This is a genomic window from Kitasatospora sp. NPDC059462 (assembly GCF_042749955.1).
Taxonomy (GTDB): Bacteria; Actinomycetota; Actinomycetes; order Streptomycetales; family Streptomycetaceae; genus Kitasatospora.
The window spans coordinates 1-13255 of sequence record NZ_JBHYUU010000204.1; the positions used below are offsets into that span (position 1 = coordinate 1).

Genomic DNA, 13255 nt, shown 5'->3' on the forward strand with positions numbered 1-13255 from the left:
CCCCGCGGGGGGGGCGCGGGGGGCTGGGGGGGGCGGGCCGGGGGGTGGGGGGGGGGGGGGGGGGGGGGGGGGGTCGGCGTCGGCTCGGCGGCCGGGCGGGCCGGTGGCCGGACCGGCCGGACTGGCCGGACCGGGCGGCGGCCGGCGGCGCTCAGCGGCCGGCGGCGGCGCGGGCGGCCGGGGAGGTCGCGAGGTAGCCGAGGGCCTGGCTGGAGGAGCCCTCCTGGGTGGGGTGGTAGCCGGGCCGCAGGTAGCGCAGGCCGGAGCGGAGCGACCTGACCGGGTCGGGCAGCAGGCCGCGCCGGGCGATCCGGCCCGCCTCGCGCCAGGTGGGCCGGAGCCGGCCGTCGAGGGTGGGGTCGGCGGCGAGCAGGAAGCGGGCGCCGCGCACCCAGAGGTGCACCAGCAGCGGGCCGGAGACCAGCATGCCGCGGATCCGCCGTGCGTAGCCGGGGTCGAGGTGGACCATCAGGTCGTAGGCGACGCTGCGGTGCTCCACCTCCTCGGCGCCGTGCCAGCGCAGCAGGTCCAGCATCGTCGGGTCGGCCTTGGCGCGGTCCAGGCCCGGGGAGTTGAGCGCCCAGTCGCCGAGGAAGGCGGTGAAGTGCTCGATCGCCGCGACGAAGGCGACCCGTTCGATGATGTTCTCGCGCCGCCGGGCGGGCGACAGGCCGGGCTTGTCCCCGAGGACGCGCTGGAACAGCCAGGCGATCTGGCGCACGTAGGGCCGCGGGTCGAGGCCCTGGCCGAGCAGGTGGTCGAGGACCTCTTGGTGCGCCTCGGCGTGGATCGCCTCCTGGCCGATGAACCCCAGGACCTCCTCGCGCAGTTGCTCGTCGCGGACCATCGGCAGGGCCTCTTTGAAGACCTTGACGAACCAGCGCTCGCCCTCGGGCAGGAGCAGGTGCAGGACGTTGATGACGTGGGTGGCCATCGGCTCGTCGGGGATCCAGTGCAGCGGCAGGTCCGCCCAGTCGAAGCGGACGTCGCGGGGCTCCAGGACGAGGCCCTCGTGCACCCGGGCGGCGGGCGCGGCGAGGGCGGGGACGGGGGTGGGGCTGGGCATGGGAGGGCCCTCCTGACCTGCGGGTGGCGGCTCGACCCGGCACAACGTACTCGCGGGTAGCCCCGGCCACAAGGGTTTCGGCACGCCTTATCGACATCGAGTCTAATAAGTGGCCCGCGTCGCGGACACCGCAGGTCGGCCGTGGGACGACACCCCCGGAAACGCGAGAACCCCGCCGGAGCGGGGTCCCTGGGCGTGGGTGCGCGGTCCGGCCGGACCGCTCAGACCGCCATCGCGAGCATCAGCGGCGCGGCGCGGGCCGCGAGCACCTCGGCCGCCACCTTCAGCCGGTGCACGTTGTCGACCGGCATCGAGGTGGCCAGGCAGCCGACCGTGCTGCCGGCGGTCACCGGCACGGCCGCGCAGACCGTGCCGAGGGCGTACTCCTGGATGTCCAGCACCGGCACGGTGGCCGGCTGGCGCTCCAGACGGTGCATCAGCTGGTCGGTGTCGGTGACCGTCCGCGAGGTGAGGCGGGCCACCGGGTGGCGGGACAGGTGGTCCCGGCGGCCGTCGTGGTCGAGCTGGCTGAGCAGACACTTGCCGATCGCGCTGGCGTGCGCGGTGGCCCGGAAGTCCACCCACTCCTGCACCGCCGGCGCACCGTCGGAGGCCGAGACCGCCTCGACCGACAACTCCCCGTCGTGGTAGCGGCCGAAGTACACCGCGGCACCCAACTCGTCGCGCAGCTCGGCGAGTTTGCTGTCCAGCCGGGCGCGGACCAGCTGCTCCCGGTTGTGCTGACCGAGCAACGCGAAGGTTCCGCCGAAGACCCAGCCGCCGTCCTGGCAGAGCAGATAGCCCTCCGTCTCCAGGATCTCCGCGAGCCGGCGAACCGTCGGCAGCCCCAGGGACGTCTCCCTCGCCAGGGCCACCAGGGTGGCACCGCCGGGGTGCCGGTCGACGGCCTCCAGCAGTCTGAGGGCGTGCTGCAGGGAGGTGAACGAACCGGGCACGCCCTGCTCCGGCACGGCGTGACGGCCCGGGGCTGGTGTCGACATGTCGTCCCCTTCCGATGTCCCCGCGCGGCGTGACCGGCGGGTAGGGTCCAGCCTATCGACCGCCGGACACCGCCATCGTCTCCTTCGCCGGAATCCCCATCAGATACGGTGAAACACTTGACTGGCATATGCCTCACCGTGCCCCCTCGTACCCCCTTGCGGCGGACCGGCCGACCGGACTCGCTCACCAGTGCGTCACCGCCGGGGGCGGAACCGGCCCCCTGGGTCGCATCCGGCGCAACGCCGTCCGGGGTCGGCTCGCCCATCGGCGGGGCAGTGCGGGCGCAGCAGTTGGACACCGAAGGGCCAACCGCCCCACGTCCACCACCCGCCCGCGCAGGGGGTGACCAGGTTGCGGCGGCGCAGCCCGGCGGCGCGGACGGTGAACACGCCACCCGGGCCGACGGCCCCGAGGCTCGCCCACCATCGCCTCACCAGCGGGGCCGGCGGATCAGCGCGGGCGGACGCCGAAGAGACTCGCCACCCACGTCCACCACCCGCCCGCACAGGGGGTGACCGAATTGCGGCGGCACAGCCCGGCGGCGCGGACGGTGAACACGCCGTCCGACGCGAAGGCCACTGCTCTCGCTCACCAGGGGGCCGGTGGGTCAGTGCGGGCGCGGCAGTTGGACGCCGAAGGGCTCGCCGCCCACGTCCACCACCCGGCCGCGCAGCCAGGTGGTGTGCACGGTGCCGGTGAGCGTGCGGCCCGCGTAAGGGGTGACCGGGTGGCGGTGGTGCAGCCCGGCGGCGTGCACGGTGAACACGCCGTCCGGGTCGAACGCCACCAGATCGGCGTCGCGGCCGACCGCGACGGCCCCCTTCCGCCCGTCGAGACCGGCCAGCCGGGCGGGCCCCGCGGACATCCAGCCGGCCAGGTCGGCGAGGGTGTGGCCGCGCCTGCGGGCCTCGGTCCAGACCGCCGGCAGGCCGAGCTGGAGGGAGGAGATGCCGCCCCAGGCCGCCGCGAAGTCGCCGCTGCCGCCGCGCTCGGGCAGCAGCTTCAGCCCGGGGACGGACGGGGAGTGGTCGGACACCACGGCCGTGAACTCCCCTGCCGCCAGGGCCGTCCAGAGCGCCTCGCGGTTCGCCTCGTCGCGGATCGGCGGGCAGCACTTGAACGCGGTGGCGCCGTCCGGGACGTGCTCGGCGGCCAGCGTGAGGTAGTGCGGGCAGGTCTCGGCGGTGACCTCGACGCCCTGCGCGCGGGCCCGGCGCAGCAGCGGCAGCACCGCCGCCGAGGAGACGTGCAGCACGTGCACCCGGGCGCCGGTGCGGCGGGCCGCCGCCAGCAGCCGGGCGACGGCGGCGGTCTCCGCACCGGGTGGGCGGGAGGCGAGGAAGTCCCGGTAGCGGACGCCGGGTTGCTGCGGGGCGGCGGCCAGCACGGCCGGGTCCTCGGCGTGGACGACGGCCAGCGCCCCGAGCCGGGCCTGCTCGGCGAGCGCGGCCTCCAGCGCGGCCGGCTCCAGATGCGGGAACTCGTCGACGCCGCTCGGTGAGAGGAACGACTTGAAACCGAACACGCCCGCGCGGTGCAGGGGTTCGAGGTCGGCGAGGTTGCCGGGGACGGCGCCGCCCCAGAAGCCGAGGTCCACCCAGGCCCGGCCGGCGGCGGCCTTCCGCTTGGCCTCCAGGCCGGCGGGCGTGGTGGTGGGGGGCACCGAGTTGAGCGGCATGTCGACGATGGTGGTGGCGCCGCCGGCCGCGGCGGCCCGGGTGGCGGTGGCGAAGCCCTCCCACGCGGTGCGGCCGGGCTCGTTGACGTGCACGTGGGTGTCGACCAGGCCCGGCAGCAGGGCCGTGTCGCCGAGGTCGGTCAGCCGGCCGTCGCCGGCCGGGAGGGAGCCGTGTCCGGCGATCCGCGCGATCCGCCCGTCCCGGACCAGCACGTCCGCCGGGCGCTCACCCTCCGGCAGGACCACCCGGCGGGAGCGGATCACCTCGGTCTCGCTGCGGGGCATGGGGCCTCCGGAACCTGGCCTGGACGACGGGCGGGGCGCGGCGGGGCAGGGTTCGGCGGAACGGGGTTCGACGGGGCGGCGCGACGGGGCCCACCCGGTCGAGGGGCGGGCCCGGAGCGTAGGGCCGCCCCCGACCGGGCGTCAAGGGAGCGGACGGGGCCGCCGGGTGGGGGCGGCGCTACCCGCGCAGGAGGTCCGCCGCCAGCCGCTCCCCCGCGACCTCGGCCAGCTCGCCGGCCCTGGCCGGGGCGTCCGACGGGCCCCCGCCCAGCTCACCCAGCGCGTAGGCGGCCACGAATCCGGCCTCCCGCCACGCGCGTTCGGACAGCTCCACCCGACCCGCCACGGCGGCCGCCGGGACCCCCGCCCGCGCGGCGGCCGCGGCCACCCCGGCGGGGGCCTTGCCGTGGAGCGTCTGCGCGTCCAGGCAGCCCTCCCCGGTGACGACGAGGCGTGCCCCGCGCACCGCCGCGCCGAAGTCCAGCAGGTCGAGCAGCAGCTCGATGCCGGGCCGCATGGTGGCGCCCAGCAGGGCCAGCGCGGCGAAGCCGACCCCGCCCGCCGCCCCGGCGCCGGGCGCGTCACGGACGTCCCGGCCGACCGTCGCCGCGACCACGTCGGCGAAGCGGGTCAGGCCCTCCTCCAGCACCGCCACGTCCTCGGCGCTCGCGCCCTTCTGCGGACCGTAGACGGCCGCGGCGCCGCGCGGGCCCAGCAGCGGGTTGTCGACGTCACAGGCCACCACCACCTCGACGCCCGCCAGGACGCGGGCCGACGGGCCGGGGTCGAGGCGTGCCAGTCGTCGCAACGCCGCTCCGCCGGGCGGCAGTTCGGCGCCCCCGGCGTCCAGCAGGGACACCCCCAGCGCCTGGAGCAGCCCGGCCCCGCCGTCGGTGCAGGCGCTGCCGCCGAGGCCGAGCACGATCCGCCGGGCGCCCTCGTCGAGCGCCCGGACGATCAGCCCGCCGACCCCGGCGGAGCCGGCCGCCAGCGGGGCGGGCCGGCCGCCGGGGAGCCGGGCCAGACCGGCGGCCTGGGCGAGTTCGACCACGGCCGTGTCGCCCCGGACGGCGAACGCGGCGTCCACCGGCAGCCCGGTGGGGCCGGACACCTCGACGGGGACCCGGGTGAAGCCGGCCGCGAGGGCGGCGGCCAGCGTGCCCTCCCCGCCGTCGGCGACGGGCAGTTCGCGCACGTCGGCACCGGGGGCGGCGCGGCGGATGCCGGCGGCGATCCGGGCGGCCGCCTCGGCGGCCTCCAGGGTGCCCTTGAACTTGTCGGGCGCTACGACCACATGGCCCTGGCGGGGGTCGGCGGGCATGGCGGGGGCCTCACTTCCGGAAACCGAATCGGGTTCGTCCAGCAGGGGCGACGGACGACCGCCGGCTTCCGGCCGACGGATCCGGCCGGCCGTCACTCCCCCGCACGAGCCTGCCACGGACCGGGGAAGCGCTGCGCCGCCCCGCCCCGTGCTCGCTAGAGTGAGCGGGTGCGATTGATGGTGGAGTTCACGACCGAGCCCTTCGAGCCGGACACGTTCCCGCCGCACGCCGTGGCGGCCCGCCGCACGGCCGGCGAGGACGGCACCCCGTGACCGGACAGCCGCGACACCCGCTGGCCGCGGCGCTCGAACCGCTCCTGGACGCGGTCGGCGCGACTCCCGTCCCGCTGGACGAGGCGAGGCCCGAGGACATCGTCCTGGAGTGGGAGGGCGAGCGGGCGCTGGCCGTCCGCCTGCCGCACCTCAACGGCGCGCTGGACCTCCTGCTGACCGGGATGACCCGCCGGTTCGACGGCCGCCCGCTGGCCGAGCTGGGGCGCCCGGAGAAGCAGCACGTGGTCGCCCTGCTGGAGGAACGCGGAGCGTTCACCGTCCGCCACGGAGTGGAGACGGTCGCCTCGGCGCTCGGCGTCAGCCGCTTCACCGTGTACAACTACCTCAACCGGCAGGACGGTTCGAAGTCGAACTGAACGGGGGGCGGAACCGGGGCACACTTGTCGCATCGCACAGAATCCGCCCCGGTGACCGGGCCCGCCGGGAGACGTCGGCACCAAAGGTTCGCCGACGTGTTGCCGACCCGTCCCGGCCGACCTAGCTTGTGCGGGTGGCACCACTCCCCAGGAGGTCCACTCGTGACCGACCGCCCCCATGATCCGGACGCCCCGGACGCCCTGGGCGCCCTGGCGGCCGCGGACGCCGCCGGGCTGAGGAAGACCCTGCTGGACGTCTGCGCCAGCCCCGCCTGGGCCGAAGCCGTCGCGGCGACCCGCCCGTGGCGCGACCGCCGGGCCCTGCTGGACGCCGGCGCCGAGGCGACGGCCGCGCTCTCCGCCGCCGACCTGCGCGAGGCGATGGCCGGCCACGCCCGGATCGGCGCGCCCGGGGCGGGCGACGCCGCCTCCGAACGGGAACAGTCCCGGATCCGCGAGGCCGACGAGGCCCTGCTCGCCGAGCTGGCCCGGGCGAACGCCGCCTACGAGGCCAAGTTCGGCCATGTGTTCCTGATCTGCGCGACCGGCCGCACCGCGGCCGGCGTGCTCGCCGCCCTGCGCGAGCGCCACGCCCATGACCCCGCCACCGAGACGGAGATCGCCCGAGGAGAGCTACGGAAGATCAACCACCTCCGCATCACCCGCCTGCTCGACGGCTCCTGACAAACCGTCACCGCCACCCCGTGAGGCCGCCCCATGACCGGCATCTCCACCCATGTGCTCGACACCAGCCTCGGCCGCCCCGCCGAGGGCGTCCCGGTCGAGCTGGCGCTGCGCACCGCGGACGGCTGGCAGGTGCTCGGCACCACCGCGACCGACTCCGACGGCCGGGCCCGGGACCTCCCGGACGTGGCGGCGGGCTCGGTCGTCCGGCTGGTCTTCGACACCGCCGCCCACCTCGCGCGGACGGCCGGCGGCGACCCGCCGTTCTTCCCGGAGGTCTCGGTCGTCTTCACCGTGGCGCCCGCGCAACACCACTACCACGTGCCGCTGCTGCTGAACCCGTTCGGCTACTCGGTCTACCGCGGAAGCTAGGCCCACACCGACTGACAGGGGACCCACCTCATGGCCCACGTGCTCGGTCAGAACCAGTACGGCAAGGCGGAGAACCGCATCGTGCGCGTCCGCCGGGGCTCCGCCCGCCACGAGATCAAGGACCTGAACGTCTCGGTCTCCCTCTCCGGGGCGTTCGAGGACGTCCACCGCACCGGGTCCAACGCCAACTGCCTGCCCACCGACACCGCCAAGAACACCGTCTTCGCCTTCGCCAAGCAGTACGGCATCGACTCCGCCGAGGCCTTCGGCCTCCTGCTGGCCCGGCACTTCGTGGACGACACCGAACGCGGCGTCGTCCACCGGGCCCGGATCCGGATCGAGGAGTACGCCTGGGAGCGGATCCCCGCCGCCGACGGGACGGAGGGGACCGGTCACTCCTTCGTCCGCACCGGCCAGGAGGTCCGCACCACCGAGATCGGCTACGACGGCGAGTCCGTCCAGGTGATCTCCGGCCTCAGGGACCTGGTCGTGCTGAACTCCACCGACTCGGAGTTCTGGGGCTACCTCAAGGACCGCTACACCACCCTCCAGGAGGCCTACGACCGGATCCTCGCCACCCGGGTCACCGCCCGCTGGAGGTACGGCTACACCGGCCGCGACGACGAGACCGCGCCCCGCTGGGACCACTGCTACGCCCGGGTGAAGCGGCACCTGCTGGAGGCCTTCGCCGGCACCTACTCCTACTCGCTGCAGCAGACCCTGCACGCGATGGGCACCCGCGTCCTCGACCACGACGCCGAGGTCGACGAGGTCCGCCTCGAACTCCCCAACAAGCACCACTTCCTGGTCGACCTGGAGCCGTTCGGCCTGCACAACGACAACGAGGTCTACTACGCCGCCGACCGGATGTACGGCCTCATCGAGGGCACCGTCCACCGCGAGGGCGTCGTCCCGGTCATCCCGGTCGGCTGACCGTCCGGCGCCCGCTCCCCCGACGCTCGCCCGGCCCCCCTCCTTGGAGCCGCCCCATGGCAGTCCACCCCCCGCCCGCCGACCGGCGGACCGTCATCGAGAACGCGGCGATCGCGACCGTCGACGCCGACGGCACCGAGTACGCCCGCGGCCACGTGGTCGTCCTCGGCAACCGGATCGAGGCGGTCGGCGACGGCCCCGCCCCCGCGCGGCCGGGCGGTGCGGCCCGCCGGATCGACGCCGAGGGCCACCTCGTCACGCCCGGCCTGGTCAACACCCACCACCACTTCTACCAGTGGATCACCCGCGGCCTCGCCCAGGACGACATCCTCTTCGACTGGCTGGCCGCCCTCTACCCGGCCTGGGCCCGGCTCGACGACCGGCTGGTGCACACCGCCGCCCTGGGCTCCGCCGCCGCGCTGCTCAAGTCCGGCTGCACCACCGCCGCCGACCACCACTACGTCTTCCCGCGCGACGGCGGCGACCTCCTCGGCGCCGAGATCGAGGCGGTGCGCGAACTCGGCCTGCGGTTCACCGCCGCGCGCGGCTCCATGGACCGCGGCAGCAGCGACGGCGGCCTGCCCCCGGACAACGCCGTCGAGGAGCTCGACACCGTCCTCACCGCCTCCGAGGAGGCCGTCGACCGCCACCACGACCCCTCCCCCGGCTCCATGCTGCGGATCGCCCTGGCACCCTGCTCGCCGTTCTCGGTCTCCACCCGGCTGATGCGCGAGTCCGCCGAGCTCGCCCGCCGCAAGGGCGTCCGGCTGCACACCCACGGCTCCGAGACGGCCGAGGAGGAGGCGTACTGCAGGAAGGCGTTCGGGATGGGCCCCACCGACTACTTCGAGTCCGTCGGCTGGCTCGGCGAGGACGTCTGGATGGCGCACTGCGTCCACCTGGACGACTCCGCCATCGCCAGGTTCGCCGCGACGGGCACCGGCGTCGCGCACTGCCCGTCCTCCAACGCCCGCCTGGCCGCCGGGACGGCGCGGGTGCCCGACCTGCTGGCGGCCGGCGTCCCGGTCGGCCTCGGCGTCGACGGCACCGCCTCCAACGAGTCCGGCGAACTCGGCACCGAACTGCGCAACGCCCTGCTGATCAACCGCCTGCACGGCTCGCCGAAGGCGCTCACCACCCGCCAGGCGCTGCGGCTGGGCACCATGGGCGGCGCCCGGGTGCTCGGGCGGCAGGACGAGATCGGCTCGATCGAGCCCGGCAAGCTCGCCGACCTCGCGCTGTGGAAGGTCGACGGCCTGATGCACTCCTCGGTCGCCGACCCGGTGGCCGCGCTCGTCCTCGGCGCCCTGCCGCCGCTGGCGGCCCTCCTCGTCAACGGCACCACCGTCGTCGAGCACGGCCGGCTCACCACGGCGGACGAGGAGCGGATCGCGCGCTCCTGCGCCCGGGCCGCCAAGGAGCTGGCGGACCGCGCAGGATGACGGCACGCCAGACGGACGCGGAAGGCCGGCGCCGGCTCCCACCCCCGTGGGGCGCCGGCACCGGCCCGGCTCACGGGGCCGTCGGCGCGGGCGCGACCGCCGCCCCTCGCACGGCCGGCACCAGGGCGGGCCCGGCCAGCGCGAACAGCCCCGCCAGCACCAGCCAGCCGGCCGCCCCGTGGTCCACCGCCGTCAGCGTGACCACCAGCGGACCGATCACGTGCGCGGCCGCCTGCCCGCTCAGGAACACCCCCTGGTACTCGCCGTGCGCCCGCGGGTCCGCCAGGTCCAGGCTGAGCGTCCAGCCGCCCGCGGAGGTCAGCAGCTCGCCCAGGGTGTGCACCAGCGCACCGGCCAGCAGCGCCGCGGCGGCCGCCCAGGCCGGGCCGTACTGCGCCGCCGCGTAGCCCGCGCAGCCGGCCGCCAGCAGCAGCGCCCCGGCCGCACAGGCCCGCGCCGCCGACGGGACGTCCGTCACGCCCCGGCTCGCCCGCACCTGGAACAGCACCACCAGCAGGCAGTTGACCACGTTCACCGCCGCGACCAGCGCGGCCGGGGCCTGCGTCCCGAGCACGATCCACAGCGGCAACCCGACGGTCAGCACGGCGAGTTGCAGCTCCAGGACGGCGTGCAGCGCGGTGACCAGCAGATAGCGGCGGTCACCCAGCGCCGTCCGGCGCCCGCCCGCCGCACCGCCGCGCACCGGCTCCCCGGGGGCGGGCGTCGCGGGAACCCGCAGCCGGGCCAGCAGCAAGGCCACCCCCAGGAAGCTCGCCGCGTCCAGCGCCAGCATCGTCACGTACCCGGCGTAGGAGTCCGCCTGCAGGGCGAGCGCCGCGCCGCCCGAGCCGACCACCAGGCCCGCGTTCGCCACCGAGCGCAGCAGCGCCCGCGACCGCACCTGCCCGTCGGCCGGCAGCGCCCGCGCGATCAGCGCGCTGCGCACCGCCGCCGCCCCGCGCGAGAGCACCGTGGCCGCGCAGGCCAGCACCACGAACGCGGCGAAGGAGCGCACGAAGGCGTAGCCGAGCACCGCCGACGCCTCCAGCGGGCCGAGCACCAGCAACAGCCGTCTGCTCCCGGTCCGGTCGGCGAGCCGCCCCATCGGCACCCCGGCGAACACCCCGCACACCCCGGCGGCGGTGAGGCCGAGCGCCACCGAACCGGGCGCCAGCCCGAGCGAGCGGGTGAAGAACAGCACGTTCACGGTGACGAACAGCCCGTCGCCGACGGCGTTCACCAGGGTCATCAGCACGAGTCCGCGCAGCAGGGGACCGGCGGGCAGCAGGCGGCGGCCGAGGGCGCGCGGGCGCGCCCCCGCCGGGGCGGAGGAGGTCATGGCAGAAGCACAGCGGGGTTCCCGGGCGGGCGGAATTCTTTTACCGTTACGGTCAATGTTCGAGTTCCGTCTCGGCGTCGACGACCTCGCCGCCACCTGGTTCGCCTACTCCCCTTTGCAGGAGGCGGTGTTGGGCCTGCGCGCCCGCCGCCGGCCGGCGTACTACCCGGAGCAGCAGCCGTGGATCGCCGGCTGGCAGGACCGCTACGCCGCCCTGGACACCGAGCTGCTGGACGCGCTGACCGCGCCGAACGGCTTCGTGCCGGACTTCCTGACGCCCCGTCCGGCGGTGCCCCGGCCGGGCTTCGAGGACGAGCTGGCCCGGATGGCCCGCACCCCCGCGGAGGTGGTGCGCGCGGACCTGCTGGCCGCCTACCCGGGCGGCGGGTGCCCGCTGCCGCCGGTACTGGCGGCGGCGGTCGACGACCCGGCGGCGCTGGCCGCGCTGACCGCCCGTGCGGCGGAGGCGCTGGCGGCGTACTGGACGCGGTGCCTGGCGCCCGCGTGGTGGCCGAGGGCGCGGTCGGTGCTGGAGGCGGACCTCGCGTACCGGGCCCGGCTGCTCTCCGAGCGCGGCGCGGAGGGGCTGTTCGCGGACCTGGACGGCCGGATCTCCTGGCGGGACGGGGTGCTGCGGCTGGTCGACCACACACCGGTGGTCGTGGCGCTGGGCACCTCGGTGGTGGACGTGGCCGGGCGGGGGCTGGTGCTGATCCCGACGCTGGGCGGGCGCGGCGCGCAGACCGACATCACCCAGGACGGCCCGCCGCTGATCACCTACCCGGCGCGCGGCCGGGCGACCATGGCCGAGGGCCTGCCGGGGTCCGCCGGTGCGCCGGGCGCGGCGGACCCGACGACCGGCGCGGGCGGCGCGGACGGCGCACCGGCCGGGCTGGTGGGGCTGATCGGCCCGCCCCGGGCGCGGCTGCTGGTGCTGCTGGCGGCCCCGGCCAGCACCACGGAGCTCGCCCACCGGCTGGGGGTGACGCCGGGCGCGGTCAGCCGGCACCTGGGCGCGCTGGCGGCGGCCGGGCTGCTGGAGCGCACCCGGCACGGCCGCCGGGTGCTCTACCGGCGCAGCGGGCTCGGCGACGCGCTGGCCCGCGACCGGTCCTGAGCCCGGCGGCGGCGTCGGCGTCCCGGCCCGCACGGCTCCGGGAGGGCCCGATTCTGTAGGGTGGAGACTTGTTTCCACGATGCAGAATTCCGACGGGAAGGGAACGCCGGTGGCCCCGACCTCCTCCGACGGCACGGAGCGAACGCCGACCGAGCAGGCTCCGAGCGAGCACGCGACGACCGGGCGCACGACGTCCGAGCGCGCGAGCGGCGGGGTGCAGTCCGTCGAGCGCGCCTTCCAGCTGCTGGAGGCGCTCGCCGACGCCGGTGGCGTGGCGACGCTCAGCGAGCTGTCCACCTCCTCGGGCCTGCCCATGCCGACCATCCACCGTCTGGTCCGCACCCTCGTCCAGCAGGGCTACGTCCGCCAGGACGCCACCCGCCGCTACACCCTCGGCCCCCGGCTGATCCGGCTCGGCGAGACCGCCGGCCGGCTGCTCGGCAGCTGGGCCCGCCCCTACCTGGCGGAGCTGATGGAGGCCACCGGCGAGACCGCCAACCTGGCGGTGCTGGAGGGCGGCGAGGTGGTGTACGTCGGCCAGGTGCAGTCACGGCGCTCGATGCGGATGTTCACCGAGGTCGGCCGCCGGGTGCAGCCGCACTGCACCGGCGTCGGGAAGGCGCTGCTGGCGCAGCTGCCGGTGGAGGAGGCCCGCGCCGTCCTCGGCCCGGGCCCGCTGCCCGCGCTCACCCCGTACACGGTGACCGAGCCCGAGGAGCTGATGCACCGGCTGGCCGGGGCGCGCGAGCACGGCTACGTGGTGGACGACCAGGAGCAGGAGATCGGGGTGCGCTGCATCGCGCTCGCCGTCCCCGGCTCACCGACCCCGGCGGCGCTGTCGGTGTCCGGCCCGGAGGCCCGGATCCGGGCGCTGGAGGAACGGGCCGGTGCGGAATCGCTGGTGCCGGTGATGCAGGAGATCGCGGCCCGGCTCGGGCAGGTCCTGGCTCCCTGACGGTCCGGCCCCCCGTCCGGCCGCGCTCCCCGCACCCGGGCGGCCGGCTGTGCGACGGGCGTTCGCCCGTTCGAGCCACCCGAGGGCGGGTTGCCCCGGGGTTGCCCCGGCCCCGGCGGACCCGTCGGTGACGCTGGAGCGGACGCGGCCCGCGACGGCGCGGGGCGCCGGACACGGAGGGCAGGGTGAGCGGGATGGCCCGCAGCGGATCCGTTCGAGGTCTCCTCGGCAGGTCGATGGCAGTGGGGTGCGCGGTGGCGGCACTGGCCGCCGGGCAGGCGTGGGCGGACACCTGCGCACCGGACGACAAGGCGCTCACGCCGGGGGCGAGCGCCCCCGCCGCCGCGGAGCCGGCGGCCGATCCGGCCGGGGAGCCGGGCGAGGAGGCGGCGCCGGAGGCGGGCCCGGAGG

General features: G+C 76.3%; 12 protein-coding genes. 7 read left to right on the plus strand and 5 right to left on the minus strand.

The window, feature by feature from the left end; genetic code table 11:
* Window positions 1–151: 151 nt before the first annotated feature.
* From ACFXAM_RS33050 to ACFXAM_RS33065, 4 genes are all read right to left on the minus strand, one after another.
* Window positions 152–1066 (minus strand): metal-dependent hydrolase, encoded by a 915-nt coding sequence (locus ACFXAM_RS33050; protein WP_380296894.1) that lies wholly within the window; start codon window positions 1064–1066, stop codon window positions 152–154.
* 221 nt (window positions 1067–1287) lie between these two features.
* Entirely contained in the window at window positions 1288–2067 is a 780-nt protein-coding gene (locus ACFXAM_RS33055; protein ID WP_380296896.1) for an IclR family transcriptional regulator, read from the minus strand.
* Between the two features lie 608 nt (window positions 2068–2675).
* A complete protein-coding gene (gene allB / locus ACFXAM_RS33060) occupies window positions 2676–4031 on the minus strand; it encodes an allantoinase AllB (protein WP_380296898.1) in 1356 nt (451 codons plus the stop codon).
* A gap of 178 nt (window positions 4032–4209) precedes the next feature.
* On the minus strand, window positions 4210–5352 hold the full coding sequence (locus ACFXAM_RS33065) for a glycerate kinase (RefSeq protein ID WP_380296900.1): 1143 nt from the start codon (window positions 5350–5352) through the stop codon (window positions 4210–4212).
* 269 nt (window positions 5353–5621) lie between these two features.
* Between ACFXAM_RS33065 and ACFXAM_RS33070 the strand changes: the two genes are divergently transcribed.
* From ACFXAM_RS33070 to ACFXAM_RS33090, 5 genes are all read left to right on the plus strand, one after another.
* Window positions 5622–6002 carry a helix-turn-helix domain-containing protein gene (locus ACFXAM_RS33070; protein WP_380296902.1) on the plus strand — a complete coding sequence of 127 codons (381 nt, stop codon included), beginning with the start codon at window positions 5622–5624 and terminating at the stop codon, window positions 6000–6002.
* Window positions 6003–6164: 162 nt separating this feature from the next.
* Window positions 6165–6686 carry a 2-oxo-4-hydroxy-4-carboxy-5-ureidoimidazoline decarboxylase gene (gene uraD / locus ACFXAM_RS33075; RefSeq protein ID WP_380296904.1) on the plus strand — a complete coding sequence of 174 codons (522 nt, stop codon included), beginning with the start codon at window positions 6165–6167 and terminating at the stop codon, window positions 6684–6686.
* A 33-nt stretch (window positions 6687–6719) separates the two neighbouring features.
* Complete coding sequence (gene uraH / locus ACFXAM_RS33080; protein ID WP_380296906.1) at window positions 6720–7058, plus strand: hydroxyisourate hydrolase; 339 nt, start codon at window positions 6720–6722, stop codon at window positions 7056–7058.
* A gap of 30 nt (window positions 7059–7088) precedes the next feature.
* On the plus strand, window positions 7089–7991 hold the full coding sequence (gene pucL, locus ACFXAM_RS33085; protein WP_380296908.1) for a factor-independent urate hydroxylase: 903 nt from the start codon (window positions 7089–7091) through the stop codon (window positions 7989–7991).
* Between the two features lie 56 nt (window positions 7992–8047).
* Window positions 8048–9433: an 8-oxoguanine deaminase gene (locus ACFXAM_RS33090; protein ID WP_380296909.1), complete on the plus strand. Its 1386-nt coding sequence runs from the start codon at window positions 8048–8050 to the stop codon at window positions 9431–9433.
* Window positions 9434–9503: 70 nt separating this feature from the next.
* Here ACFXAM_RS33090 and ACFXAM_RS33095 read toward each other — a convergent pair whose 3' ends face one another.
* Window positions 9504–10772 carry an MFS transporter gene (locus tag ACFXAM_RS33095; RefSeq protein WP_380296911.1) on the minus strand — a complete coding sequence of 423 codons (1269 nt, stop codon included), beginning with the start codon at window positions 10770–10772 and terminating at the stop codon, window positions 9504–9506.
* A gap of 55 nt (window positions 10773–10827) precedes the next feature.
* On the opposite strand from ACFXAM_RS33095, the gene ACFXAM_RS33100 reads away from it, so the two are divergent.
* Both ACFXAM_RS33100 and ACFXAM_RS33105 read left to right on the plus strand, forming a co-directional pair.
* Entirely contained in the window at window positions 10828–11889 is a 1062-nt protein-coding gene (locus ACFXAM_RS33100) for a helix-turn-helix domain-containing protein (protein WP_380296913.1), read from the plus strand.
* Window positions 11890–11968: 79 nt separating this feature from the next.
* Complete coding sequence (locus tag ACFXAM_RS33105) at window positions 11969–12844, plus strand: IclR family transcriptional regulator (RefSeq protein WP_380296915.1); 876 nt, start codon at window positions 11969–11971, stop codon at window positions 12842–12844.
* Window positions 12845–13255 lie beyond the last annotated feature (411 nt).

Coding starts and splice junctions, on each gene's coding strand:
- ACFXAM_RS33050 (WP_380296894.1), bottom strand. CDS start 1,066: ATGCCCAGCCCCACCCCCGTCCCCGCCCTCGCCGCGCCCGCCGCCCGG.
- ACFXAM_RS33055 (WP_380296896.1), bottom strand. CDS start 2,067: ATGTCGACACCAGCCCCGGGCCGTCACGCCGTGCCGGAGCAGGGCGTG.
- allB (WP_380296898.1), bottom strand. CDS start 4,031: ATGCCCCGCAGCGAGACCGAGGTGATCCGCTCCCGCCGGGTGGTCCTG.
- ACFXAM_RS33065 (WP_380296900.1), bottom strand. CDS start 5,352: ATGCCCGCCGACCCCCGCCAGGGCCATGTGGTCGTAGCGCCCGACAAG.
- uraH (WP_380296906.1), top strand. CDS start 6,720: ATGACCGGCATCTCCACCCATGTGCTCGACACCAGCCTCGGCCGCCCC.
- pucL (WP_380296908.1), top strand. CDS start 7,089: ATGGCCCACGTGCTCGGTCAGAACCAGTACGGCAAGGCGGAGAACCGC.
- ACFXAM_RS33090 (WP_380296909.1), top strand. CDS start 8,048: ATGGCAGTCCACCCCCCGCCCGCCGACCGGCGGACCGTCATCGAGAAC.
- ACFXAM_RS33095 (WP_380296911.1), bottom strand. CDS start 10,772: ATGACCTCCTCCGCCCCGGCGGGGGCGCGCCCGCGCGCCCTCGGCCGC.
- ACFXAM_RS33100 (WP_380296913.1), top strand. CDS start 10,828: ATGTTCGAGTTCCGTCTCGGCGTCGACGACCTCGCCGCCACCTGGTTC.
- ACFXAM_RS33105 (WP_380296915.1), top strand. CDS start 11,969: ATGCAGAATTCCGACGGGAAGGGAACGCCGGTGGCCCCGACCTCCTCC.